Source organism: Streptomyces endocoffeicus, from assembly GCF_016741935.1.
GTDB classification, from domain to species: Bacteria; Actinomycetota; Actinomycetes; order Streptomycetales; family Streptomycetaceae; genus Streptomyces; species Streptomyces endocoffeicus.
Window position 1 is genome coordinate 19,091 of record NZ_JAERRG010000044.1, and the last position, 24,777, is coordinate 43,867.

Sequence of the window (24,777 nt, forward strand, 5' to 3'; positions counted from 1 at the left end):
CGTCTTTCCGAGAGGTCGATGACGATGTCGATCAGTTCCACGGCTCTGCCTTTGCCCATCGCGGAGCTCATCCGTGACGGCGCTGTCCTACCCGCCCATCCATTGGCGCTCGACGAGTCCGGCCGCCTCGACGCTGTCCGTCAGCGGGCGCTGACCCGGTATTACCTCGACGCCGGCGCCGGCGGAGTCGCGGTCGGGGTGCACACCACCCAGTTCGCGATCCGCGAGCACGGCCTTTACGAACAGGTGCTGCGCATCGCCGCCGAGACCACCCGTGACTGGGCTGATCGCCCGGCCGCGCTCGTCGCTGGCGTCACAGGCGCCACCGACCAGGCTCTCGCCGAGGCCGTAACCGCCCGCGACCTCGGCTATCACGCAGCTCTGCTCAACGTGGCCGCGTTGCGCGAATCCCCTGAGTCCGAGGTGCTCGCGCACTGCCGACGCGTCGCAGAAGTGATGCCGATCATCGGATTCGCGCTGTTGCCGGAGGTCGGCGGGTTCCACCTCAGCTACGAATTCTGGCGGGCTTTCGCGGAACTCGACAATGTCGTGGCGATCAAGATGGCGCCCTTCGACCGCTACCGCACCCTCGACATCGTCCGGGCCGTGATTGACGCCGGCGCGACGGAGCGCATCACCCTTTACACCGGCAACGATGACCACATCGTGCTCGACCTGGTCACCCCCTTCGCCCTGTGCCGCGCCGACGGTTCGAAGGTCACGGCGAGGGTCAAAGGCGGACTGCTGGGGCATTGGAGCGTATGGACCAGGCGCGCGGTCGAACTGCTCGACCGGATCCACGCCCTGCCCGACGGCGCACCGGTGCCGGCCGACCTGCTCGCGCTCGACTCGCTGATCACCGACGCCAACGGCGCCGTTTACGACGCTCACAACGCCTTCCGCGGCTGCATCCCCGGCTGCCTGGAGGTGCTTCGCCGCCAGGGCCTCGTACGCGACGTGCGGTGCCTGGACCCCGCTGAGCAGCTCAGCCCCGGACAGGCAGCACAGATCGACCGCGTCGTGCAGAGGTATCCCGACCTGACCGACGACGCGTTCGTCGAGGCCAACCTCAAGCGCTGGCTCTCCGACGACGGAGCCTCGATCGACCTGGTCGCCTGAGCGGCTACACGCATACGCCGCAACGCTCTGGCGGCGACCCATGCGGTCCCCTCGCACTTCCTTTCCTGTACGACACGGCACCCTCGCGGAGACAGCCATGCCCGACATCCCGGTCCTGCACCCGGACATGTTCCCGAAGCACTTCACCGACCTTGATCACCTTGAGGACTTCATGTCCACCCCGACCGCCGAGACCCTCGCCGACCTGCAGGACCTCGACGGCGACGTCGCGATTCTCGGGGTCGCCGGGAAGATGGGCGTCACCCTCGCCCGCTTGATCAAGAAGGCCGCGCCACACAAGCGGGTCATCGGCGTCGCCCGGTTCTCCGACGCCGCCGCCCGCGAGCGACTCGAAGCCTGGGGTGTGGAGACCATCGCCTGCGACCTGCTCGACCGTGAGGCGGTGCTCGCCCTGCCCAAGGTGCCGAACGTGATCTACATGGCCGGGCTGAAGTTCGACACCGGCGGCCGTGAGGACTTCCTGTGGGCGATGAACACCCTTGCCCCCGCCCACGTCGCCGAAGGCTACGCCGGCTCCCGCATCGTGGCTCTGTCCACCATCCACGTCTACCCGTGGAGCAACCCACTGCACGGCGGCGTCACCGAGGCAACGCCGCCCACCGCCCGGCCGGGGGAGTACGCGAACTCGGTCGTCGGCCGGGAACGGATCTTCCAGTACTTCTCCCGCCGGCACAGCACCCCCGGCCGACTCGTCCGCTTTGTCTACGCCGTCGACATGCGCTACGGCGTGCTGCAGGAGATCGCCCGCTGGGTCCTCGACTGCGCCGAAATCCCGCTGGAGACGGGTGCAGTCAACATCATGTGGCAGGGCGACGCGATCAATCAGTTCGCCCGCCTGCTGCGGCACTGCGAGGCGCCCGCTGGCCCGATCAACATCGGCAATCCCGAACTGACGAGTGTCCGGCGCATCGCCACGGCGTTCGGCGAGGCATTCGGAGTCGAGCCCCGCTTCACCGGAGCCGAGACCGACTGTCTGGCGGTGAACTGCGACAAGGCCGCCGAATTGCTCGGCAACCCGATCGTGCCATTGAACACGATGATCAATTGGGTTGCCGCATGGACCAAGGCGAACAAGCCGGTACACGGCAAGCCCAGCAAGTTCGAGGTGCGTACCGGCCGGTTCTGATCCAAGCCCCGCGCGGCAGGTCCCTCCAACCTCCTCAATGCTGAGTCCCTGGAGACGACGATGTCCGACACCACAGTGGCAGGCCGCCCTACCAGCTACCGAATGTCGTCCCTACCCCATACATCGCCGAGGCGAAGGGCACAGAACTTCCCAGACTGGACACGCTCACTCTGGAGGAGTTGGAACGCTGGGTCGCCGGAGTGCAGCTACGGCATCAGGTATACCGTGCAGAGCTGGAGGCACAGGATTGACTGGGCAACTGATCCCGGGGCTGGTATCCGTGACGTTCCGCCACCTCGAGGTGGCCAACGTACTCGACCTGGCCACTCGTGCTGGCCTGCGCGCCATCGAATGGGGTGGCGATGTCCACGTTCCTGCTGGCGACGCCAGGGCCGCGCATCAAACCGCGCAGATGAGCGCCGACGTTGGAGTCGAGATCGCCGCCTACGGCTCCTACTACCACGCCGGCTACGACACGCCGGCGAACTTCGAACCCGTCCTGCGTACCGCCATCGACCTCGGCGCACCTCGGATCCGCATCTGGGCGGGAAGGCGCGGGTCGGCTGATTCCGACGCATCAGCCAGGACCCGCGTCGCCACCGACCTTTACCGCGTCGCCGAGTTGGCGGCCGAGCACGGTATCGAGATCGGCGTGGAACACCATCCGAAAACGCTGACCGACACCCTGGAGTCCGCACTCGAGCTCTATGCCGCCACTGGCCACCCTGGCGTGCGGCCTTACTGGCAACCGCGGACCGGCCAGGGCAGCACATCGTCACTGATGGAGGTAGCAACCTTGCTCCCGTCGCTGGTCACCGTGCATGTCTTCACCTGGACCCGTGGTGGTGAGCGCCGGGCGCTTGCCGACGGCGCGGCACTCTGGAAACCGGTGATCGCCGCCCTCGCCAGGGAGCACGACCAAGGACCCGCCCAGGACAAGCGGTACGCACTGCTTGAGTTTGTCCAGAATGACGATCCGGCAGCGTTCCTGACCGACGCGGCAACGCTATGCCGGTGGCTGGCCCGCTGACTTCCTAGGCGCCGGCCCCTCGGCCTCTCATCGATCGGAAATCCGCTATCCGCCGTCATGCTCATCGTGCAGACGCTCGCTCGCCAGATCGGCGACGACCGCCCACACCCGCTCGAACGGTAGCTCCAGGTGCTCCTCCGCGCACAGCGGGGCGTGCAGCCGCGCGGCCAGCACCCGCAGCCGAGTCACGGCGTCCACACTCATTGCTGCCATGCCTTCCGGAACGCCGAACGGGCCTGGTGCAACCGGGATGACTTGACGGTGCCGGGCGCGACCCCGAGCAGCTCGGCCGCGCCGCGTTCGTCGATCCCCTCCAGCTCGCGGAGCACCAGCACGGCACGATGGTGTACGGGCATCAGCGCCAGCAGATCTCGCACCTGCGCCGGCGACTCCCCGTCGCCGACTCCGCCGAGAGCGCCGGCCAGCCGCTCGATCTCCCACGTCGGCCGGGATTCTCCCGCTGAGCCGTCCATCACCAGGGACACCATCGCCTCCCCTGCGCACGAGGAGTCCGTCCCCGGCGGCCGATCGCTATTCTGGAGCCAAAGCGTTCAAACGAACGTCTATGCGCGGAGAAGGGGTCTGGGATGCGAGAGCCTGTGGACGTACGGCGGCGGCAGATACTCGCCACGGTGCAGGCGCGCGGCGAGGTGAAGCTGACCGACCTCGCCGGCGAGCTGGAAGTATCGATCATCACTATCCGTCGCGACGTCGAAGAACTCACCCGCGCCGGGAAGCTGCGCCGCGGACACGGCGTGGCCCGGTCGGTGGTGCCGGTGCAGCGGGCCGAGCCGGCCGCGGAGCCGCCCGGTGGGACGGTGGGGATCGTGGTGCCGGAGCGGCACGCATATCTATTCGAAACCATGAACGGCGCCCGCGAGGTGCTGCAGGCCGCCGGCGTCCGGCCCGCGCTGCTGATCGCGCCGCAGGCGCCGGGCACCGAGCGGCCCATCATCGAGCGGGCATTGGCGGCCGGTGTGCAGGGCCTGCTGCTCGCGCCGCGCTGGCGTAGCACCGCGGCGGAGGAGGGCGACTACGACTGGCTCGCCGCCACGACCGCCGACGTGCCCGCGGTGCTGATGGAGCGCCGCCCCCGTCCCGGCAGCGTGCTGCACGCCATGGACTCCGTCTGCTCCGACCACTGGTACGGCGTGCACCTGGCAGTCGAGCATCTGCTGGCGCTCGGCCACCGCCGCGTGGTGCTCGCCGCACGCGACGACAGCCCCACCGCCCGGGCCGTGCGGGCCGCCTTCGCGGCGATCGCGGAGGAACGCAGCGGCGGCGAGCGGTGGGACGTTATCAGCAGCGCGCCGGACGCCGAACCCGATTACGGTCCCGGCACCCCGGTCGAACTCGCCGCGCTGCTGCGCAGGCGCGGCGCCACCGCCGCGATCCTGCACGGCGACGTCGACGCGCTGGTGCTGGTGCAGCAGCTGGCCGACGCCGGGCTGAAGGTGCCGCAGGACTGCTCGGTGGTGGCGTACAACGATGTGGTTGCGGCGCTGGGCCACCCGCCGCTGACGGCCGTGGCACCGCCGAAGTCCGAGATCGGACGGATGGCCGCCGAGGTGCTGCTGCGACGGCTGGGGCACGACGGGAGGGGGCGTACAGCCGGTGGGGCGGTAGCGCCGAGCCGGGTGGAATTGCTGCCGGCGCTCGCGGTACGTGGGTCGACGCAGGCCGTAACGACCGTTTGACCGCTTTGTATTTCTCTGATCGAGATATTGACCGTAACCGTTCAGGCGGTCAGGATTCCCGTGTCTCCAACATGAGCCGCGGGAGGCCCCTCATGCCCGCTCGACCCAGCCGCCGCACCTTGCTCGCCGCAACCACCGCCCTGCCGGCGGCGGGTGCGCTGAGCGCCTGCTCCGGCGGCAGCAGCACTTCGGCCCGCACCGGCGGCGCCGTCCACATCACCTTCTGGTCCGCGCTGCGTGGCAGCCAGCAGGTGGTCGATGCCTTCAACCGCACCCACGACCGCATCCAGGTCGACTTCCAGCAGATTCCCTCCGGCTTCCAGGGCGGCTTTGCCAAGCTGAGCAACGCCGCCCGCGCCGGCGACGCCCCCGACGTCGCCACCATCGATTACCCGCAGGTCCCCGGCTTCGCCATCGACGGCGTCGCCCGCGACCTCACCGGCCTGATCAGCGACCGGCTGCGCCGCAAGCTGCTGCCGCAGGCGCTCGCCCTCACTACATTCGAAAAGCGCACGTTCGCCGTGCCGCTCGATGTCGAGCCGATGGTGCTGCACTACCGCACCGATCTGTTCGAAGAGTTCGGCCTGAAGGTGCCACGCACCTGGGAGGAGTTCGCGGCAACGGCCCGTACGGTGCGTCGCAAGTCCAAGGGCCGAAAGCTGGTGCTCTTCCCGACCGACGGCGCCATACAGTTCGCCGCCTACGCCTGGCAGGCCGACGCCCAGTGGTTCGACACCCGCGACGGCGCCTGGAACGTCTCCCTCGCCGACGCCCCCACCCGCAAGGTCGCCGCGTACTGGCAGCGGATGCTCGACGAGGACCTGGTCTTCGCCAACGGCAGCGAGAGCAACCAGTACAAGGCCCAGGTCGGCAACGGCCTCGTGCTGACCCGGCTCACCGGCGCCTGGGACGCCGGCGCCCAGATGGCCGCCCACCCCGGCGACAAGGGCCGCTGGCGGGTCGCCCCGCTGCCGCAATGGGACCCGGAGAAGCCGGCCGTCGGCACCCACGGCGGCTCCACCTTCGCCGTTACCAAGGACAGCAGGCAACCCGAGGCCGCCATGGAGTTCATCGCCTGGCAGGTCTCCCACCCGGACGCGCTCAAGGCCCGCCTCTCCAGCGGCGCCAGCAGCCAGTATCCCGCCGCCACCGACCTGGTTCCCGTCGGCCGCGCCGCCTTCCCCCAGGCGTACTACCGCGGCCAGGACATCTACACCCTCTTCAACCAGGAAGCCGACAAGATCCGCAACGGCTGGCTCTGGGGCCCGCGCATGACCGCCACCCAGCGCATCATGCAGGACGGCTTCGCCAAGGCCGCCGGCGGCGCGGGCTCCCTCCTCGGCGCGGTACGCAACGCTCAGGACGGCACCATGCCGGACCTCAAGGCCCTCGGCCTGACCACCACCCAGCGCAGCTCGTAGTGAAAGGCAGGTGACATCCGATGACCACCACCGCCAGCCCGGCTCGTACGGCACCGGCGGCCGACGCCGCGCCCGCCCGGCGTGCCCGCGCGAGCGCGCGCCGCCGCGAAGGCGGGGCCTGCGCCGTGCTGATGGCGCCGTTCCTCGTCCTGCTCGCCGTCGTCTTCCTGATCCCGGTCGGCACCGCCGTCTGGCTGAGCTTCTTCAGCGACGACCAGCCCGGGCTCGGCTTCGGCCCGGAGCGCACCGTCTTCGTCGGCCTGCGCAGCTATGCCGCGGTGCTGACCGACCCGACCTTCCTCGGCGGGCTCGGTCTGGTGGCGCTGTTCTGCCTGGTCTACATCCCGCTGATGGTGCTTGGCGCCCTCGTCCTGGCGCTGCTGCTCGACTCCGGCGTCGTACGGCTGCGGGCCTCGGCGCAGCTGGCGCTGTATCTGCCGCACGCGGTGCCCGGCATCATCGCCGCGATCATCTGGCTGTACCTGTACACCCCGGGAATCAGCCCGGTGGTCGAGCTGCTCGCCAAGGGCGACATCCAGGTCGACTTCCTCGGTGTGCACACCGTGCTGCCGTCGGTCGTCAACATCGCGCTGTGGAGCAACCTCGGCTACAACATGGTGATCTTCTACGCCGCGCTGCAGGCGGTCCCGCGCGAGGTGATCGAGGCGTCGGTGGTCGACGGCGCCGGCTGGCTGCGCACCGCGCTGCAGGTCAAGACGCCGCTCGTGCGGTCCTCGACCGTGATGGTGGCGATGTTCACGCTGATCTGGGCGCTGCAGCTGTTCACCGAGCCGATGCTGCTCAGCCAGTCCACGCCGATGATCAATTCGCGCTTCACGCCCAGCATGTACATCTACGACGCGGCCTTCACCCGCAACAACTACGGTCTGGCGGCCGCCGCCTCGGTGATCGTGCTGCTCTGCACCATCGCCCTGTCGTACGGCGTCACCCGCTGGACGAACCGCAGCCGCAAAGAGGCCCAGGGATGAGCGCCCGCACCGAGAACCTCCGCCCGCGGCTGCTCGGCCGCACTGCCGTCAACACCGTGGTCGGCATCGCTGTCCTCTACACCCTGCTGCCGGTGCTGTGGTTGCTGCTCGCGGCGTCCAAGGACCGCGACGCCCTCTTCAGCAGCAACATCCTCGACCTCAGCCACTTCTCATTCGGCCAGAACCTGAGCGACCTCTTCGCCATGGACGGCGGGCTGTACGGCCGCTGGTACGTCAACAGCCTGCTGTACGCGGTGCTCGGCGCGGCGCTGAGCGCATTCATCAGCGTCGCTTGCGGCTACGCCTTCGACAAGTACCGCTTCAGGCACAAGGAGAAGGCCTTCGGCCTGGTGCTGGCCGCGGTCATGGTGCCGCAGACGGTCCTCGCCCTGCCGCTGTATCTGATGGCGTCGACGGTGGGGGCGGTCAACACCTTCTGGGCCGTCTTCATCCCGGTGCTCTTCAACCCCTTCGGGGTCTACCTCGGCCGGATCTTCAGCGAGGGGTACGTACCCCGCGAGGTCCTCGAAGCCGCGCGAGTCGACGGCGCCGGCGAGCTGGCCACGTACGCGAATGTGTCGCTGCGGATGCTCGGCCCCGGCCTGGTCACGGTCTTCCTCTTCCAGCTGACCGCGATCTGGAACAACTTCTTCCTTCCCATGGTGATGCTGTCCGACCAGCACCTGTATCCACTCAGCCTGGGCCTGTACACCTGGAACAGCCAGGCCAACGTATCGCCCGAGTACTACCCCGTCGTCGTCATGGGTTCGCTGCTGGCGGTCCTGCCGCTGATCGCCGCCTTTGTGCTGCTGCAGCGGTTCTGGCGCTCGGGACTGACCGCAGGAGCCGTGAAGTGAGCGCAGGAGTCGTCAAGTGACACACCCGCACCATCCGAAGACCGCCCTCGCCATGGGGCCAGAAGCCGCCAAGGCCGTCCTTACCCCGCACACCCGCGCAACCTTCGCCGCCGTCTGCGACCTGCACGAAGGCCCCGTACTCGACGACTTCACCACCCCGTACGCACGCAAGGTGCTGGGCGACGCCGAGCTGCTCATCACCGGCTGGGGCTGCCCGCCCATCGACGCCAGGGTGCTCGCCTCCGCGCCCCGGCTGCGTGCCATCGTGCACACCGCCGGCAGCGTCCGCGGTCACACCACTGACGCCTGCTGGGAGCGGGGGATCGAGGTGTCCTCAGCGGCGGCTGCCAACGCACTGCCGGTCGCGGAGTACGCCGTCGCGATGATCCTGCTCAGCGGCAAGCAGGTGCTGGAGCGGGCCAGGGACTTCAAGGCGGCGCGCACCTGGCAGGACCCGTTCGCCGTCCCGCAGTCGGTCGGCAACTACCGGCGCACGGTCGGCATCCTGTCCGCCTCTCTCATCGGCCACCGCACCATCGAGCTGCTGCGCCCGCACGACCTGCGGATTCTGCTGCACGATCCGTACGTGACCGAGGACGAGGCGCGGCAGCTGGGCGCCCGGCCCGTCGGCCTGCGGGAGCTGTTCGCGGAGAGCGACGTGGTCAGCGTGCACACGCCGCTGCTGCCGGCGACCCGCGGTCTGGTCGACCGTACGCTCCTCGATGCGATGCGCCCCGACGCGGTGCTGATCAACACCGCCCGCGGCGCCGTCGTCGACCAGGAGGCCCTCACCGACGCGGCCACCGCGGGCCGGATCCGCGCCGTCCTGGACGTCACCGACCCGGAGGTGCTCCCGCCCGACCACCCGCTGTGGGACTGCGACAACGTCACCATCACCCCGCACCTGGCCGGCTCCCAGGGCAACGAGTGGGGCCGTCTTGCCGACCTCGCCGCCGGTGAGGTGGCCCGCTGGGCGGCGGGCGAGGGCTTCGATCACCCCGTACAACGCGAAAGGCTGGCCTACCTCGCATGAGCGACCACATACAACTCACCGCGGACGACCGCGAGCTGAGCCCGCACACCGGCTACACCCGCGAGCACTGGGAGGCCGTGGCCGACGGGCTGCTGCGTGCGGCCTGGCGGTGGGCGACGCCGCGCGGGGCGCTGCTCGACCTGCCGGGGCGGCCGTCGGGGTCTGGGGTGCGCTCGGACGGGATCGAGGGATACGCCCGTACGTTTCTCGCCGCCGCGTTCCGTACCGCGGGCGCGGGCGGGAAGGACCCGGACGGGATGCTGGAGCGGTACGCCGACGGGCTGGCCGCAGGGACCGCGACGCCCGGGCGTGACGATGCCGAGTCGTGGCTGCCCATCCGCTCGGGCCAGCCGATGGTGGAGTCCGCGTCAGTGGCCCTCGGCCTGCGGCTGACCCGGCCGTGGCTGTGGGACCAGCTGGAGGAGGGCGTGCAGGACCGGGCCGAGGCGTGGCTGCGGGGGGCGCTGCGGCACGTACCGGCGCCGAACAACTGGTACTTCTTCCCGTACGCGGTGGCCGGATTCCTGGAGTCGGCCGGCCGCGGTGACGCGGAGACGGCGCGCGCCCGTGAGCGGGCGGAGGAACTGCTCGAGGGGTGGTATCGCGGCCAGGGCTGGTATGCGGACGGCGACGGGCGGGCCTTCGATCACTACAACGGGTGGGCGCTGCACCTGTATCCGGTGCTGGACGCCTTCCTGGCCGGGGATGCTGCCAGGCTGTCCCGGCACGGGGCGCGGCTGCGCGAGCACCTGGAAAGCTATGCGCTGCTCTTCGGCGGGGACGGGGCGCCGATCCACTTCGGCCGGTCGCTGACGTATCGTTTCGCGGCGGGTGCGGCGGTGGGGCTGGGCGCGCTGACGGGGAACACGCCGCTGTCGGCGGGGGCTTCGCGGCGGCTGATCAGCGGCTGTCTGAAGCACTTCCTCGATCGCGGCGCGGTGGGTGCGGACGGGCTGCTGAGCCTGGGCTGGTACGGTCCGCACGCGGCCACGCTGCAGGCGTACTCGGGGCCGGCGTCCCCGTACTGGGCGTCGAAGGCATTTGTCTCGCTGCTGGCCCCGGCCGGGCATGAGCTGTGGACGGCGAGGGAGGAGCCGGCCCCGGTCGAGGCGGCGGACCGCGCCTTGGCCCTCCCAGGTCCCGGCCTGCTGATCCACTCCACGCGGGCGGACGGGATCGTGCGGCTGCACAACCACGGCAGCGACCATGTGCCCCCGCACGAGGGGGAGTCGGCTGCGGCAGCCGACCCACATTACGGGCGGCTGGCGTACTCCACAGTGACCGGCCCGACCTCCGACGCCAACACGGCCGACAACCACTTCGCCGTCGAGGTCGACGGCGTGCCGAGCGTCCGCCGCCGCATCCATCCCCTGGGCGCGGGCGACGGCGGCGGCTTCGGCTGGGCGGCGTCCTGGCACCGCCCGGTGTTTGCGAGCGGCCCGGAGACGGTGCCCGGGTTGCGGGTGGAGAGTGTGACGGTCGTGCGCGGCCCATACGAGGTGCGGGTGCACCGGGTGGTGGGCGCCCCGCCGGGCGCGCGGGTGACGCTGACCGGCTGGGCGACGGGCCGGGAGGACGAACTGGCTACGGTGCTGGAGCCGTTGCTGGGGTGGAGCGAGCGGGGTGAGGTGCGGGCGCCCGAGGGCACGGCGTATACGCGGTGGGCGCGGATGCCGCGGCTGAGCGGTCCGGCGGAGGGCACGAAGGTGTTCGTGGCGCTGGCGGCGTTGAGCGGTGAGCCGGTGGAGGGTGCGGGGGTCGCCGGTGTGGACGAGGACGGCCGCAGTGTGGAGGTGCGCTGGAGTGGTGACGGCTCGGTCACCCGGATCGCCTTCGACCCCGTCGAGATCCGCGTGGTGGCCGTCCGATGAGGGCGAACCGGCATCGTCCTGAGCCGCTCTGCCCGAACTCCAGGCATCGCAGCAGGTCACATCTGCCTCACAGAATTGGTTCCTTTCCCGGCGATGCAGGGCGCCCCCGACCTCGGTTCCACCCCTGGTAGACGTCCAACGCCGTGCCGCGGCCGCCTCACCCGTCGACGCCTCGCACGTCATCGTTACCAACCGTGCGAAACAGGCCCTGTTCAACACGTTCACGGCCCTGCTCAAGCCAGGGGATGAAGCCCTGATCCCCGCGCCGTACTGGGTGCCCCGCCCGTCCTCGGTCCGACTCTCCCACGGCAGTCCGGTGATCACCCAGCCATACGTCGGCGCACTGAAGGTGACTCCGGACAACCTGGAGGCAGCTCGAACCCCGTCGACGCGGGCGATCCTGCCGTGCTCACCGAACAACCCCACCGGCCTGGTTCACGACCAGTCGGAGCTCCACACCATCGTGTCCTGGACCATGGAACACGACATCTGGATCATCTCCGACGAGACGTATGACGACCTCGACTTCCGGCCGGTTCCAGCGCCGGGCCAGGTCGAGCCTGGGGTGACCGACCGGCTTATCACGGTGGGCACCGTGTCCAAGTCCTACGCGATGACAGGCTGGCGGGTCGGCTGGAGGTCCGGCCCGGAAAAGGCCGTCGACGCCGCGACCGCCATCCAGTCCCACACGACCTCGAACGTCAGCCGTATCACCCAGGCAGCAGCCCGCGCCGCACTCAACGGACCGGACGTCACCGCCGGCTTTCGACGTCGCCGTGGCAGACCGCCTGTTGAGCGCAGGCGTTATCACCGTGTCGTTCGGTGTTCCCGGACATCTACGGCTGAGCTTCGCTGTCGAACAGGAACAACTACGCCGCGGACTGTCGACCATGGCCAAGATCCTCAACGACTGGCGGATGATGTACTGCACTTACCGCCCAGGGCGTTACAACCTCGACGATCGCCACGCCCCAAAGTCCCCAGCGTTCATGACAGGAACGCTGCCCCCAAGGTGCCGGACGCCTGAGTCCAGATCCGTCGGCCATCGCCCCGCTTCACATTCTCTGCGGTGAACGTCGCCCGATGGCGCCTTCTGCCTCTTCCCCGACGTCGCCTGTCTCGGATCCCACGTCGACGTCGTCGGTGCGCTCATCGGCCAGGGCGTCGTGACGCGGATTGTCGCCCGCCCTGACCAACCTGCGCCTATTCCAACTCCTTCGCAGTCCCACAAACTAGAGAAGGACCATCATGTCCCCCTCCAGCATTGTCCGCACGCCAATGAACCGGCGCGGTTTCGTCAGCCTGGCCGGCTCGGCCGCTGCCGGCGTGGCCCTCACCGCGTGCGGGAGCAGTGGCTCGGGCTCCGCCAAGACGGTCACGATCGAGTATTGGCACCAGTTCTCCGCCGCCTATGGCGGAGCGGCGATGGAAAAGCTGATCGCGAAGTTCAACAAGCAGAACCCCGGCATCCATGTGGTCAGCAGCTACAAGGACGCGGCGACCCAGCCTCTGCAGTTGCTGCAGCCCACCTTCATCGGAGGGGCCACCCCGCCCGATGTTGGCGCGATCTACTTCGGCAGCGAACTCCTCGGCTTCATGGCGAACAAGTTCCCCTACACCAGCGTCGACCAACTCGCCGACAAGTTCTCCGGTAAGGACTTCCTTGCGAAGATGCCGACCAATATGCTGCAGGCCGCGAAGGTCGGTTCGACCCAGGTCGGCCTGCCGCTGTACGCCGCGGTGCTGATGGGCATCTATAACGTCGATGTCGTGCGCGGCGCCGGCGTCGACCCTGCGAGCCTGACCACCTGGGATCAGTGGCGGGCCGCAGCCAGGACGATCCGGCGGCGGACCGGCGCGCCCCCGCTGTGGATCCACCTCGACTCCACCGATAACTGGGGCTCCCAGACGCTCGTTGAGAGCAACGGCGGGCGCTTCGTCGAGTGCGGGCCCGATGGCGCCAAGGCCGCCATCGCCGGACCCGCCGGGGTAGAAGCGATAGAGATGTGGACCGGCCTTGTTCGCGATGGTCTCGCCAGTCCCTCCCGCTCGGCCGCTGCCCAGCAGGCGTTCATGGCTGGTCGGCTCCCGGTCGTGTTTACGACCCCGGGCTTGTACGGGACGTTCAAGTCTCAAGCGAAGTTCGAGATCGCCGGCACACCCGCCCCGTCGTTCGGATCGAAGCCGCAACGCCTGCCGATTGGCGGCAAGCTCATGGTCTGTTTCGCCCGTGACGAACGTAAGCAGGAGGCGTCGTGGCGGCTCATGCAGTTCCTGGCCTCACCCGAGAGCCAGGCGGCCCTTGACAAAGCGACGGGCTACCTCCCGGTCCGCCAGGACGTTCCGTCTCCCGCCGATGCATTCGGCAGGCTCGGCGTCAAGCAGGCCGCGTTCGCCGTGCCCCGCCAGGGCTTCCCCGGTCCGCAGGGCCCGCAGGCCGCGCAGGCGCTGTTCGACGGGATGGTCACGTTGTTGAACTCGCGCACCGAGGTCAAACCGGCGCTGGCCGGGATCGCCGCGAAGGTTGACGGCCTGGTCAAGGGACAGCCGTGCCGGTGACCGCCAAGGTGACCGCGCGGTCGAGCCGCACGCAGGTCATGCCCGGCCCGCGCCGCGTGCAGGCGTGGGCCCGGCTGCGGCCCTACGTCTGCACCGGCCCAGCCCTGGTGCTGCTGGTGCTGTTCCTGTTCGTGCCGCTGCTGCTGGTCGCGGTGCTGAGCCTGTTCGAATGGAATCTGATCTCGCCGACCCCGACCTGGGCCGGCCTGGACAACTACCGGTATCTGCTTACCCCGGAGTCCGGCACGCTGGTGGTGCAGAGCCTTCAGTACATGGGGTTGGCGGTGCTGGGCAGTTTCGTCCTGCCGATCGCGCTCGCGGTGCTCACCCGCTGGGTCGGACCGCGCAGCGCGACGTTCTATCAGGCGGTGCTGTTCACCCCGACGGTGATCGCGGCCGCCGTCGCCGGGCTGGTCTGGCAGTTCCTGTTGCTGCCCGATGCCGGGCCGGTCGATGCGGTCCTCAGGCACCTCGGGCTGGGATCGCACGACTGGCTCAACTCGCCGCAGACCGCTCTTGTGGCGGTGAGCACCATCGCGACGTGGAAGTTCTTCGGGTTCAACTACGTGATCGCTCTCGCCGCAGTGTCGGCCGTGCCGGCTCCACAGCTGGAAGCCGCCCGGATCGACGGGGCCAACACGCTCCAGCTGGTGCGCTACGTGATGCTTCCAATCATGGCACCGACCATCTTGTTCCTGTTGCTCACAACGGTGCTGCAGGCCCTGCCCAACGTCTTTGTTTTCATCCAAATCATCACTCAGGGCGGGCCCAGCGGCGCGTCGAACAACGTGCTGTACGAGTCCTACCGCGACGCATTCCAGCAGCTCGCCGTCGGGCCCGGTGCGGCCGCCTCCGTCGCCCTGGTCGTGGCTCTCGCCGCAGCCGCGATCTGGCAGTTCCGACTCCTCGACAGGCGCGTGCACTATGACCACTAGCCTCCGCACTACCACCGACACCCGCCCGCGTCACACCAAACGTCGGGCGGGCCGGCTCACCGTGCAGCTCGTCATGACGGCCGCCTGCATCCTCACCGCCGCACCTGTCGTCTGGATGATCGGCATCAGCTTCAAACGACCTGCCGACATCTTCGACAGCCCGCTCAACCCGCTACCGACGCACCCCACACTGGCCAACTACGTAGACGCCTTCACCACCAGCGACGTCCCCCATCAGTTCCTCAACAGCATGATCTTCGCCGGAGGCACCACGCTCGGGCAGCTCGCCGTCGCCGTCCCGGCCGCCTACGCGTTCAGCCAGTGGACGTTTCGCGGCGCGAACGTCCTCTTCACGATCTTCCTCGCGTCGCTACCCATCCCGTTCATTGTCTTCCTGATCCCGAACTACATCCTGGTGGCCCAGGCCGGGCTGTTGAACACCTACGGCGGCCTGATCATCCCGCAACTGGCCAGCGCCTATGGGGTCTTCCTGCTGCGACAGCATTTCCGGACGTTTCCCCGGGCCATCCTGGAAGCGGCCCGGCTCGACGGCGCAAGCGAAACGACCGTGATCACACGCATCCTGCTGCCGGCCGTCCGCGGGCCGGTCGTGTCGCTGGGAGTCTTTGTCTTCGTCGGCGCGTGGAACGAGTACGTCTGGCCGAGCCTGGTGGCGCCACGTCCCGACATGCAGATCCTGACCGTCGGCCTGGCCCAGTTCGCCAGTGCCGAGGGCGGCAATCAGTGGGGGCCGACGATGGCCGCCGCGACACTGGTCTCCGTCCCTACCCTCGCCGCGTACCTGCTGCTCAGGCGCCAGATCGTCGCCGCCGTCGCCGCAGGCACCGTCCACGGATGACAACCTCGGAGGCCGACACGTGAGAACCGAACACCACCTGATCGTCGATGGCCACAACGACATGTTGTGGAAGCACCACACATTGGCCGACCTCGACTTCGGCCGCCTGAACCTCGCGCAGGAGCAGCCACGGCTGCACACCGACCTCGTCCGCCTCAGCCGAGGTGGCGTCGGGGCGCAGTTCTGGTCGATCTGGGTGCCCTGCACCACTGACCGGGCCGCTATCCCAGCCCTGACCCTCGCGCAGATCGAGGCGGTCTTCCGGATGTGCGAGACCTATCCGCACCTCACGACAGTGGCCCGGTCCGCCGACGACGTCGAACGCTGCTTCGCCGAGGGCCGGATCGCGTCGCTCATGGGCCTGGAGGGCGGGCACCAGATCCTCGACTCACTCGATGTCCTGCGTTTCCTGCACCGCAGCGGAATCAGATATATGACGTTGACCCATAACACGAACACCGACTGGGCTGACAGCGCGACGGACAAGCCCAACGCCGGTGGCCTCACCGCGTTCGGCGAGCAAGTGGTCGCGACGATGAACGAGCTCGGCATGCTCGTCGACCTCTCGCACTGCGCCGACGCCACAGTCAACCACGTCGCTCGTGTCACCACCGCGCCTCTGTTCTTCTCGCACTCCGGCGCCCGAGCTCTGTGCGACCACCCCCGCAACGTCACCGACGACACGTTGCAGGCGGTCGGCGTCAGCGGCGGGATCGTCATGGTCGTGTTCCTGCCGGCGTTCCTGTCCGCCGAGTACGGCGCGTGGTCCGCAGCCCACAAGGCCGAACAGCGCCACTGGACCGGCCCGGACGCCGGAGCCCGCGAAGCGGCATGGCTCGCGCACAACCCCAAGCCGCCCTGCGGCATCCGGGAGATCTGCGACCACATCGAGCACGTCCGCGACGTCGCCGGCATCGCCCACGTCGGAATCGGCAGCGACTTCGACGGCATGACGCCCCCCGACGACATGGCCTCGGTGGACCGCTACCCCGCACTGCTCGCAGAGCTCGACCGGCGCGGATGGTCGAGCTCCGACCTGGCCGCGCTGACCCACGGCAATGTCCTGCGCGTCCTGCGCACGACCGAGGAGTGCGCAGGTAAGGCCATGAGCATAGGCACATGACCCGGTCCCGCAGACCGGCCCAGGCACTCCGGTGCACGTGCCGACGGTCATGTAATTACCTGACGCCGAACCCGCCCATCGACAAGCGATGCCTGCTGAACCGTGACCTGGTTGCCAAGATGCTGGACTGGATAGGCAGGCGTCCGCGTCGCGGACGCCTCTACCGGGCCTTCTTCGCCACCTTCTACTACGCGGGTCTCCGTCCCGAGGAGGCCGTCGCCCTCCGTGTGGGTGACGCCACCTTGCCGGAGACAGGCTGGGGCGAGTTCCTCGTCCACGAAGCCCAGCCCGAAGTCGGCAGCCAGCGGACCGACACCGGCGACGTCCACGAGGAACGTCGGCACCGTACCGCTCTTCCAGGGATGAATATTGGTCCAGTGGTGATTGGCCCACATAACGGCGAACTTCATGTCATGGGCCGCCGTGTTCGGAATAAAAGCTGTCTCCAGCGGCCGCTCCAGGTACGGGTGGTCGTCGTACCAGTACCAGTCGAACAAGAAGGCGTTCACGCCATGCCGGATGGCCATTTCCATCTTGTTTTTCATGACGGCCGGGTCGGCTTCGTCCTCATATCCGAGCAGCGGAATGCGTGGCTGAACGTGATTCTCGAATCGCGGTGTTGCCTGCTTCGTCAGCTCCCATTCGGTCCATCCTTGGCCGTGCCACTTCTCATTACGTGGATCCACGTGGTAGTTCGGGAAGTAGTAGGCCGCGATCGTTGCGGCATCCGGATTTGAACGCGGCTGTTCTCTCATGGGTGTGATGCTATTGACTGTATAGTCGGCTCGCCATCAAATGGGGCGCTAGAAATAGGACGATGTTGACCCGACCGCTTGAGGTGGAGCTGTACGCCGGCGGTAGGCCGGCGGCCAAAGGGTGGACTGGGCCAGGGGAGCGGCTGCTGAGCGGCGCGATCGACGTGTGGTGGGCGAGGGCGGCGACGAGGAGGGGAAGGGGTGCCCGGCGAGCCTCCCTGGAGACTGCCGCAGAGTCAAGTCCGTCCTAGTTTTGGTCAACCTCCACCATGGTGGATCGGATTCTCGCTGGTTAGCGTCACCGCCATGAGTCCGTAGCGCAACGTACTCGTAAACAATCTCCACGTCGCGGCGTGGCGGAAAGGTCCGGACCGACGGTGACTGTTCGGAATCCCGAGGATCTCCGTCAGTCGCGTTTTCCCGAAGGGCGGATCGAACCGTGGTGAGCATCAGCGAAGTCGCCGCCGGGCCTGAAGAGTCCGGTACGGATAATGGCCCACCGCCGCAGCGAAAACGCCGTGGCTCGCGGCTGCTGCGCCGTCTTTGGCGGGATCGGGTTTTTCTGCTGCTGATGGTTCCCGGCGTAATCTACTTCTTGACTTTCCACTACGGGGTGTTCTTCGGGAACATCATTGCCTTCAAAGATTATGTGCCCTTCGACGGGTTCTGGGGCAGTGCCTGGGTCGGCGGCAAGAACTTCACGGATCTATTCGGTGATGCCGATTTCTGGCGTGCGGCCCTCAACACTGTGGAGATAGCCTGCCTGCAGCTGATCTTCTTCTTCCCTGCGCCGCTGGCCCTGGCGCTGCTGCTGCACAGCCTCACCTCGAACGCGCTGCGACGCGTCATCCAGTCGATCGTCTACCTGCCGCATTTCATGTCCTGGGTGATCGTCGTCGCGATGGCGCAGCAGGTGCTCGGCGCCACCGGCCTCTTCAATTCGGCGCTGTCCTCGGCGGGGCTGCACACCGTCGACATCATCGGCGACCCCGACCTGTTCAAGCCGCTCACCGTCCTGCAGGTGATCTGGAAGGACTGCGGCTGGGGCACCATCATCTTCCTCGCCGCGCTCACCCAAGTCGATGACCAGCTGTACGAGGCGTCGGCGATCGACGGAGCGGGGCCCTGGCGACGGTTCTGGCACATCACGCTCCCGACCATCCGCCCCATCATCCTGCTCCTGCTGATCATGAAGATCGGCGACATCCTGTCCGTCGGTTTCGAGCAGATCCTGCTGCAGCGCGACGCGGCGGGCGCACAGGCCGCCGAGATCATCGACACCTTCGTCTACTACCAGGGCATCATCGGCGGCAACTACGGCTACGGCGCGGCGGCCGGCCTCTTCAAGGGCGTCGTGGGGGCGATCCTCGTCTTCACCGCCAACAGGGTCGCGCATCGCTTCGGAGAGCAAGGGGTGTACAAGTGAGCGTCGTCCTGGGGACCCGAGCGGGCCGTGGAGTAAAGCGTCAGGTGCGTCCGGCCTGGATGGAAAGGCCTCACCCTGTCACCCTGGCCGCGAAGGGGATCGCACTGGCGGTGACCGTCGTGCTGGTGCTGGTGCCGTTCCTGGTGGTGATCTCGACCTCGCTGGCCTCCCCGAGGGAGGTCATCGACAACGGCGGCTGGGTGCTGTGGCCGGCGAACCCGACCCTGGACGCCTACCGGGAGATCTTCAGCGGCTCCGTGGTCACCCACGCGCTGTGGGTGAGCATCGGGGTCACGCTGCTCGGCACGGCCGCCAGCATGGCCTGCACGATCATGCTGGCCTATGCGCTGGCCCGGCCCAAGGTCTTCGGCGCCAAGCCGGTACTCCTGCTGGTGCTCTTCACCTTCCTCTTCCCGCCCGGCATGATCCCCACCTATCTGATGGTCAAGAGCCTGGGCCTGCTGGACAACTACCTCGCCCTCATCGCCCCGATGCTCCTCAGCGTCTTCAACCTGGTGGTCCTACGAGGCTTCTTCCAGTCCATCCCGGAGGAACTCTTCGAAGCCGCCCGCCTCGACGGCGCAGGCAACTTCCGCATCCTGCTCTCCGTGGTGCTGCCGCTGTCCAAAGCGGCACTGGCCGTGGTCGCCCTCTTCTACGCCGTCGCCTACTGGAACTCCTGGTTCCAGGCGTCGATCTACCTCAACGACGACCACTGGCCGCTGCAGCAGGTGCTCCGCACCTACGTGCTCAGCGGCGCCCAGCTGGGTAACGGGACACCGGGCGGTGACTCCGCCATGGCTGCCCCGCAGACGATCCAGATGGCCGTGCTGGTCGTCGCGACGATCCCGATCCTCATCGTCTACCCATTCCTGCAGAAGTACTTCGCCAAGGGCGCCCTCACCGGCGCGATCAAGAGCTGACTTTCACAGCATGCCAGTCGGCACCCGTGGTGCCTGCTGCCACCGTTCTCGAAGGGAACGTACTACCGTGCCTGAAATCTCTCGCCGTACCCTGTTGCGCTCCATCGGAGTGGCCTCCGCAGCGGTGGCCGCACCCACGCTGCTGACCTCTTGCAGCACTTCCGGATCCGGCGGCAGTGCCTCCAATAGGGGTGCCGATCTGGCGCCGTGGCCGACCTACATTCCCAAGACCGGGCCCGCACCGGATCTCAAGGGCGACCCGAAGACAGGAGTACAGGACGCCTATCTGACGTACCCGGACAAGCTGACAAAGGGCACCTCGGGCGTCCCGGGCGACGGCTCCACGCTCAAGGTCATGACGGTCACCTTCGGCGTCACGCCGAAGCCCGAGGCGCAGAACAAGTACTGGCAGGCCATGGAGAAGGCCCTCGGCGTGAAGATCGACTTTACGACGGTGCCGGCCGCAGACTTCCAGAGCAAGCTCGCCACCGTCATGGCAGGCAACGATCTGCCCGACGTCCTCAACCTCGCCGGCAGCGCCAATATTGCCCGCGAGGGCGAGTTCATCGTCAAGACTATGGCCAACCTGTCGGACTTCCTCTCCGGCGATGCCATCAAGGACTACCCGAACCTCGCCAACATCCCCACCGAATCCTGGAAGGGCGTAGGCAGGTTCCACGGCGGAATCTACGGGATTCCGATCCATCGTCCCAGGCCGGTCACAGCCTTGTGGATCAACGGAACGAGCTTCGAGAAGCAAGGCTACCGCCTCGGGGATTCCGACTACAGTCGCGACGACTTCACCGAGATCGTCTCGTCGCTCACCCGTGGCAAGCGGTACGGCACTGGTGCGAGCAAGGACAACCCGTTCGGCTGGTGGGCACATGCACAAGCTCACGGAGTACCCAACACTTGGTCGCACTCCAACGGAAAGTTCACCTCGTATTTCGAAAGCGACCGCTTCGAGGAGATGCTCTCGTACCTGAACAGCCTCTGGAAGAAGAAGCTGTACTTCCCGGAATCGACCTCGATCTCTGGCGTCGACCTCACGACCCGATTCTACAACGGCACCGTGCAGTCGTACATGGGAGGCTTTAGCGCCTACCTGACCACGCTGAAGATGGTGCATGGCTTCGATGCCATGCCCATGACCCCGTATGCCCCCAAGGGGATCACACCGGCAAACTGGGCGAGCAAAGGATACTTCGGCTACACCGTCATCAACAAGAAGATGTCAACGTCGAAGATCAAGATGGTGCTGCGAGTCCTGGACCACCTGGCTTCGCCGTTCGGCACCGAGGAGTATCAGCGGATGCACTACGGCGTAGAGGGCGTCCACTTCACCTACAACAAGGACGGCGACCCGATGCCGACCAAACTGGGCGGGACGGAGAACATCACGAATCTTCCCTTCTACTATCTGTGCGACGCCCCCCAGGTGCTGTACGTTCCCGGCGCACAGTCCGGCATCCGGTCTCTCCATGCGTGGGAGAAGCAGGTCTGCCCGGGAATGGTCAACGATGCGTCTGCGGGGCTGCGCTCGGCAACCTATTCAACGCGTTGGGCCACGCTCGCTCGCGGCATCGACGATTCCATCACGGCGATTGTCACGGGCCGGCAGCCGCTCAGCTCGTGGGGCGCCGCAGCGAAGAAGTTCAAGTCCGGAGGCGGCGGCAAGATTGCTGAAGAGTATGCCGAGGAGTACGCGGCGAACTCCGCGAAGTGAGCAGGGGTGCTCTGTATGAATGGGCATGAGGTAACGATCGCGGCGTACTACTTCCCGAACTACCACGTCGATCCCCGCAACGAACAGTGGCACGGCGAGGGGTGGACGGAGTGGGAGCTGACGAGGAAGGCCACGCCTCGGTTTGAAGGGCACATTCAGCCGCGCGTTCCGCTGCATGGGTATGAGGACGAAGCCGATCCGGCCGTGATGGCCGGGAAGATCGAGATGGCCACCAGTCATGGCGTGAATGCCTTCATCTTCGACTGGTACTGGTACGGCGGGCGGCCGTATCTGGAGCGCGCGCTGGAGCAGGCGTTCCTGCCGACGGCCGCCGACCGCGAGATGAAGTTCGCCGTCATGTGGGCGAACCACCACTGGACGAACATCCACCCGTGGAAGTCGGGTACCACCACCACTGAACTGGAGTCGGGGAGCGTCGATGCCGCCCAGTTCCGGGAAGCCACGGACTACTTGCTGGAGCGCTACGTCAGCCACCCGGCCTATCTGCACTTGGACGGCCGGCCCTACCTGTCGATCTACGACCTCACCACCCTCATCAAAGGACTCGGTGGCATCGATGCCACCAAGGCCGCGCTGGATGATCTGCGCGGGCGGGCCGCATGGGCCGGGCACAGCGGCCTGCATCTCAACGCCATCGCCCGTGACCAGCCGGTCCTGCCGCAGGACGGCATGGGGCTCGACGAAGCGACGGTGCTGACGCGTCTCGGCTTCGACAGCGTGACGTCCTACGTCTGGGCACATCACCATCCGCTTCCCATGTTGCTGACCCCGTACCCGTATGTGATGGCGCAGGCCGAGAAGGGCTGGACGGAGCTCGCGGCGAAGTTCGACCAGCCCTACTACCCCAACGTCACGGTCGGCTGGGATTCCTCGCCGCGGACGGTGCAGTCGGATGGGTTCAACCCGGCCCTGGGGTATCCGCACACCAACGTCATCTCTCAGTGCACGCCGGAGAACTTCGGTGAGGCCCTGGAGAGGGTGCGCGGCTATGTCGAGCGGACCGGGATGCCGCTGGTGACGATCAACGCCTGGAACGAGTGGACCGAGGGCACCTACCTCGAACCCGACACCGTCCACGAATACGGCCACCTTGAACAGATCCGCAGGGTCTTCGGCACCCGCGCATAACAAGGCATCCCGCGGCCCGGCTCCCCACAGGCCGCAGGAGCATTTCCCGCCCGGTTCACCATCTTCTGGAGCACCGCACCCCATGGCGCACGACCGGTACGACGCCGCCCTGCAGACCCTGACCACCGGCGTGGACAGCTTCAGCGGCCACCTCCAGGACTCCGGCGAACTCCACGACCCCTGTTACGGCGAACCCACCCAGTACGGCACCGCCTACCACGCCTACGGCAACGCCGTCCTGGCCCTGCTCGGCCCATCGCAGCTGCGCTCCGACCACCGCGACCGTGCCATTCGCGGAATCGCCGCCGCCCTCGCCCACACCGCCGACCACGCCCTCCCCGCCGTAGCCTCTGGCTTCGACCGCATCACCGGGAGCGTCACCGACCGCGTCAACCATCGCGACTTCACCTGGCCGCCGATTCTCAAGACGCTGCGTCTGCTGCCCCGCATCAGGGCGGAGGACGACACGGTCCGCACCTTGCGGGAGCAGGTCGCCGCCGTCGACGTGCGGAAGTCCTTCACGTTCGGCCCCCCGCACAACTGGGCCGCGGTCTGGCTGCACGGCGAATGGATCCGCTACCGCGAGGGCCTGTCCCCGCACACCCTGGGCGACCTCGACCGGCTGCTCGCGGTGTTCTTCGAGGAGCGCATCGACCTCGATCTCGGTTTCTACGCCGAACCCGGACTCCCCAACTCCTACGACCTGTTCGCCCGCGGCCACCTCGTTGCCATCCTCGCCGACGGCTACGACGGCGCCCATCGTCCGGCACTGGTACGGCTGCTGGAGACGGGCTTGCGCCGCTCGCTGGACATCCAGCTCTCCGACGGCTCGATGGCCTCCGCGCACCGCAGCACCGGGCAGAGCTGGACTGTCGGCCAGCAGGCGGCCTTCTTCAGCCTAGCCGCGGGCTGGTTCGCGGGTGAAGGAGACGATCCGGAGCTGGCCGGCGCCGCCCGGGGCGCCGCCGACCGGGCGGTCCGGCTGCTCGGTACGCGGCAGCGTCCCGGCGGGCCGTTCAGCGCGGTCGACAACCTGCTGCCGGCATCGCACCGGGTCGGCTACGAGTTCTACACCGCCGACGCCCACTACTCCTCCCTCGCCCTCGCCTTCCTGGCGGACGCCCTGATGGACGGCTATGGCGCCCCGGCGTGGACCGAGCAGCCGGCGCCGGCCCTCGAGACCCGGCGCGCGGTACGCATCGAAGGAGCGCCGCTGTTCCGGGCGGTCGCGCACCGCGGTCCGGTCAGTGTCCACCTGGACGGCGATCCGGCCGATTCCTACGACACCTTCGGCCTTGCCGACCTCACTTTCGGCCCCGGTCGCACGCTCGGCTTCGGTGTGGCCAAGGCATCCGCGGGCGAGGGGCGCGCGAGCATCGGCCTGGCGCTGCGTCCCAGTACCGGCCGGCAGCCGCTGGAAGTGCTCTCCGCTCGCCCGCACACCCCGTCCGTCCCGACCAGCGAGCCGGACCGGACGCTCGTGCTGGACAGCTCGATCCCGGCCACCGACGAGCTCCCGGCCCGCCGCCACCGCATCTCCGTCACCCTGCTGCCCGATGGCCCCACCGGCGTCGCGGTGGAGGAATCCGTACCCGGTGCGGACGCGCATCCGACCCTGCTGATCCCGTACCCGGCCGACACCGGTGCACCGGACCGTACCGCCGTCGAGCGCCTTCCCGACGGGATACGGCTGCGCATGGCCGACGAGACCGTGGAGGTCCGGGTTGACGGCGGCATCACCGACATCATCGTGATCCCGGCCGGCTGGGAGGGCCGCCGCGGGCTATACGGCCTGGCGCGGCTCGACCTTCCCGGCCCCGCGGACACCGTCCACTACCGCATCACCGCGACCAGCTCACCGGCGGGCACATGAACCACCCTCGACCCGGCCACCCGCCCGTCACCGCGCGCCACTATGACTACTCGCCCTGGCACTTCTGGACCGAGGCCGACGAGGAGGAGCAGGCGCGCCAGACTGACCTGCAAAGTCGGATGGCTCAGCACGATCCTCCGTACTCCTTCGGCGGCCAGTGCTTCGTATCGGAGCTGGCAGCGGTGCAGAACGAGGAGCTGAGGCTCGGCCCGCGCTGCTATATCGCCGCGGGCGCGTATCTGACCGGCTCGCTGCGGACCGGGCGGGACTGCACCGTGAACCCGT

General features: G+C 67.9%; 22 protein-coding genes. 19 read left to right on the forward strand and 3 right to left on the reverse strand.

Annotated elements, in window-relative coordinates; all coding sequences use genetic code 11:
* The first annotated feature begins 18 nt into the window (after positions 1-18).
* From JK364_RS48865 to JK364_RS48875, 3 genes are all read left to right on the forward strand, one after another.
* On the forward strand, positions 19-1,119 hold the full coding sequence (locus JK364_RS48865) for a dihydrodipicolinate synthase family protein (RefSeq protein WP_307841640.1): 1,101 nt from the start codon (positions 19-21) through the stop codon (positions 1,117-1,119).
* A 97-nt stretch (positions 1,120-1,216) separates the two neighbouring features.
* Entirely contained in the window at positions 1,217-2,266 is a 1,050-nt protein-coding gene (locus tag JK364_RS48870) for an NAD-dependent epimerase/dehydratase family protein (RefSeq protein ID WP_201857923.1), read from the forward strand.
* Between the two features lie 247 nt (positions 2,267-2,513).
* On the forward strand, positions 2,514-3,296 hold the full coding sequence (locus tag JK364_RS48875) for a sugar phosphate isomerase/epimerase family protein (protein WP_201857924.1): 783 nt from the start codon (positions 2,514-2,516) through the stop codon (positions 3,294-3,296).
* A 45-nt stretch (positions 3,297-3,341) separates the two neighbouring features.
* Here JK364_RS48875 and JK364_RS48880 read toward each other — a convergent pair whose 3' ends face one another.
* A complete protein-coding gene (locus tag JK364_RS48880; RefSeq protein ID WP_201857925.1) occupies positions 3,342-3,500 on the reverse strand; it encodes a hypothetical protein in 159 nt (52 codons plus the stop codon).
* Entirely contained in the window at positions 3,497-3,784 is a 288-nt protein-coding gene (locus tag JK364_RS48885; RefSeq protein ID WP_201857926.1) for a sigma factor-like helix-turn-helix DNA-binding protein, read from the reverse strand. The genes JK364_RS48880 and JK364_RS48885 overlap by 4 nt, the downstream gene beginning before the upstream one ends.
* 99 nt (positions 3,785-3,883) lie before the next feature.
* On the opposite strand from JK364_RS48885, the gene JK364_RS48890 reads away from it, so the two are divergent.
* The 11 genes from JK364_RS48890 (at position 3,884) to JK364_RS48940 (ending at position 16,640) form a co-directional block, all read left to right on the forward strand.
* Positions 3,884-4,993, forward strand: coding sequence for a substrate-binding domain-containing protein (locus tag JK364_RS48890; protein WP_201857927.1), 1,110 nt, complete (start codon positions 3,884-3,886; stop codon positions 4,991-4,993).
* A gap of 92 nt (positions 4,994-5,085) precedes the next feature.
* Positions 5,086-6,414: an ABC transporter substrate-binding protein gene (locus JK364_RS48895; protein WP_201857928.1), complete on the forward strand. Its 1,329-nt coding sequence runs from the start codon at positions 5,086-5,088 to the stop codon at positions 6,412-6,414.
* A 20-nt stretch (positions 6,415-6,434) separates the two neighbouring features.
* Positions 6,435-7,403 (forward strand): carbohydrate ABC transporter permease, encoded by a 969-nt coding sequence (locus JK364_RS48900; RefSeq protein WP_201857929.1) that lies wholly within the window; start codon positions 6,435-6,437, stop codon positions 7,401-7,403.
* Complete coding sequence (locus JK364_RS48905; protein ID WP_201857930.1) at positions 7,400-8,260, forward strand: carbohydrate ABC transporter permease; 861 nt, start codon at positions 7,400-7,402, stop codon at positions 8,258-8,260. The genes JK364_RS48900 and JK364_RS48905 overlap by 4 nt, the downstream gene beginning before the upstream one ends.
* Positions 8,261-8,312: 52 nt before the next feature.
* Positions 8,313-9,293, forward strand: a complete 981-nt coding sequence (locus JK364_RS48910; protein ID WP_201857951.1) for a hydroxyacid dehydrogenase — start codon at positions 8,313-8,315, stop codon at positions 9,291-9,293.
* On the forward strand, positions 9,290-11,164 hold the full coding sequence (locus tag JK364_RS48915; protein ID WP_201857931.1) for a DUF2264 domain-containing protein: 1,875 nt from the start codon (positions 9,290-9,292) through the stop codon (positions 11,162-11,164). The genes JK364_RS48910 and JK364_RS48915 overlap by 4 nt, the downstream gene beginning before the upstream one ends.
* 124 nt (positions 11,165-11,288) lie before the next feature.
* Positions 11,289-12,191 (forward strand): aminotransferase class I/II-fold pyridoxal phosphate-dependent enzyme, encoded by a 903-nt coding sequence (locus tag JK364_RS48920; RefSeq protein WP_269146426.1) that lies wholly within the window; start codon positions 11,289-11,291, stop codon positions 12,189-12,191.
* Between the two features lie 221 nt (positions 12,192-12,412).
* Entirely contained in the window at positions 12,413-13,723 is a 1,311-nt protein-coding gene (locus JK364_RS48925) for an extracellular solute-binding protein (protein WP_201857932.1), read from the forward strand.
* Positions 13,714-14,658 (forward strand): carbohydrate ABC transporter permease, encoded by a 945-nt coding sequence (locus JK364_RS48930; protein WP_201857933.1) that lies wholly within the window; start codon positions 13,714-13,716, stop codon positions 14,656-14,658. The genes JK364_RS48925 and JK364_RS48930 overlap by 10 nt, the downstream gene beginning before the upstream one ends.
* Positions 14,648-15,517, forward strand: a complete 870-nt coding sequence (locus tag JK364_RS48935) for a carbohydrate ABC transporter permease (protein ID WP_201857934.1) — start codon at positions 14,648-14,650, stop codon at positions 15,515-15,517. The genes JK364_RS48930 and JK364_RS48935 overlap by 11 nt, the downstream gene beginning before the upstream one ends.
* Before the next feature lie 19 nt (positions 15,518-15,536).
* On the forward strand, positions 15,537-16,640 hold the full coding sequence (locus JK364_RS48940; protein ID WP_307841641.1) for a dipeptidase: 1,104 nt from the start codon (positions 15,537-15,539) through the stop codon (positions 16,638-16,640).
* A 47-nt stretch (positions 16,641-16,687) separates the two neighbouring features.
* Here the strand turns inward: JK364_RS48940 and JK364_RS48945 are convergent, their stop codons facing one another.
* Complete coding sequence (locus JK364_RS48945; protein ID WP_201857935.1) at positions 16,688-17,395, reverse strand: glycoside hydrolase family 99-like domain-containing protein; 708 nt, start codon at positions 17,393-17,395, stop codon at positions 16,688-16,690.
* A gap of 571 nt (positions 17,396-17,966) precedes the next feature.
* Between JK364_RS48945 and JK364_RS48950 the strand changes: the two genes are divergently transcribed.
* From JK364_RS48950 to JK364_RS48970, 5 genes are all read left to right on the forward strand, one after another.
* A complete protein-coding gene (locus tag JK364_RS48950) occupies positions 17,967-18,821 on the forward strand; it encodes an ABC transporter permease (protein ID WP_201857954.1) in 855 nt (284 codons plus the stop codon).
* A 59-nt stretch (positions 18,822-18,880) separates the two neighbouring features.
* Positions 18,881-19,744 (forward strand): carbohydrate ABC transporter permease, encoded by an 864-nt coding sequence (locus JK364_RS48955; RefSeq protein ID WP_201857936.1) that lies wholly within the window; start codon positions 18,881-18,883, stop codon positions 19,742-19,744.
* A gap of 67 nt (positions 19,745-19,811) precedes the next feature.
* Positions 19,812-21,470, forward strand: coding sequence for an extracellular solute-binding protein (locus tag JK364_RS48960; protein ID WP_201857937.1), 1,659 nt, complete (start codon positions 19,812-19,814; stop codon positions 21,468-21,470).
* A gap of 15 nt (positions 21,471-21,485) precedes the next feature.
* Positions 21,486-22,619, forward strand: coding sequence for a glycosyltransferase WbsX family protein (locus tag JK364_RS48965; protein WP_201857938.1), 1,134 nt, complete (start codon positions 21,486-21,488; stop codon positions 22,617-22,619).
* Between the two features lie 82 nt (positions 22,620-22,701).
* Positions 22,702-24,492, forward strand: a complete 1,791-nt coding sequence (locus JK364_RS48970; protein ID WP_201857939.1) for a hypothetical protein — start codon at positions 22,702-22,704, stop codon at positions 24,490-24,492.
* The last annotated feature ends 285 nt before the right edge of the window (positions 24,493-24,777 follow it).

What these genes read in the sequence shown, in the direction of transcription:
- JK364_RS48885 (WP_201857926.1), bottom strand. Translation starts at nt 3,784, where the DNA reads ATGGTGTCCCTGGTGATGGACGGCTCAGCGGGAGAATCCCGGCCGACG.
- JK364_RS48970 (WP_201857939.1), top strand. Translation starts at nt 22,702, where the DNA reads ATGGCGCACGACCGGTACGACGCCGCCCTGCAGACCCTGACCACCGGC.
- JK364_RS48935 (WP_201857934.1), top strand. Translation starts at nt 14,648, where the DNA reads ATGACCACTAGCCTCCGCACTACCACCGACACCCGCCCGCGTCACACC.
- JK364_RS48925 (WP_201857932.1), top strand. Translation starts at nt 12,413, where the DNA reads ATGTCCCCCTCCAGCATTGTCCGCACGCCAATGAACCGGCGCGGTTTC.
- JK364_RS48915 (WP_201857931.1), top strand. Translation starts at nt 9,290, where the DNA reads ATGAGCGACCACATACAACTCACCGCGGACGACCGCGAGCTGAGCCCG.
- JK364_RS48900 (WP_201857929.1), top strand. Translation starts at nt 6,435, where the DNA reads ATGACCACCACCGCCAGCCCGGCTCGTACGGCACCGGCGGCCGACGCC.
- JK364_RS48950 (WP_201857954.1), top strand. Translation starts at nt 17,967, where the DNA reads ATGGTTCCCGGCGTAATCTACTTCTTGACTTTCCACTACGGGGTGTTC.
- JK364_RS48955 (WP_201857936.1), top strand. Translation starts at nt 18,881, where the DNA reads ATGGAAAGGCCTCACCCTGTCACCCTGGCCGCGAAGGGGATCGCACTG.
- JK364_RS48895 (WP_201857928.1), top strand. Translation starts at nt 5,086, where the DNA reads ATGCCCGCTCGACCCAGCCGCCGCACCTTGCTCGCCGCAACCACCGCC.
- JK364_RS48910 (WP_201857951.1), top strand. Translation starts at nt 8,313, where the DNA reads ATGGGGCCAGAAGCCGCCAAGGCCGTCCTTACCCCGCACACCCGCGCA.
- JK364_RS48945 (WP_201857935.1), bottom strand. Translation starts at nt 17,395, where the DNA reads ATGAGAGAACAGCCGCGTTCAAATCCGGATGCCGCAACGATCGCGGCC.
- JK364_RS48880 (WP_201857925.1), bottom strand. Translation starts at nt 3,500, where the DNA reads ATGAGTGTGGACGCCGTGACTCGGCTGCGGGTGCTGGCCGCGCGGCTG.
- JK364_RS48965 (WP_201857938.1), top strand. Translation starts at nt 21,486, where the DNA reads ATGAATGGGCATGAGGTAACGATCGCGGCGTACTACTTCCCGAACTAC.
- JK364_RS48905 (WP_201857930.1), top strand. Translation starts at nt 7,400, where the DNA reads ATGAGCGCCCGCACCGAGAACCTCCGCCCGCGGCTGCTCGGCCGCACT.
- JK364_RS48865 (WP_307841640.1), top strand. Translation starts at nt 19, where the DNA reads ATGACGATGTCGATCAGTTCCACGGCTCTGCCTTTGCCCATCGCGGAG.
- JK364_RS48870 (WP_201857923.1), top strand. Translation starts at nt 1,217, where the DNA reads ATGCCCGACATCCCGGTCCTGCACCCGGACATGTTCCCGAAGCACTTC.
- JK364_RS48890 (WP_201857927.1), top strand. Translation starts at nt 3,884, where the DNA reads ATGCGAGAGCCTGTGGACGTACGGCGGCGGCAGATACTCGCCACGGTG.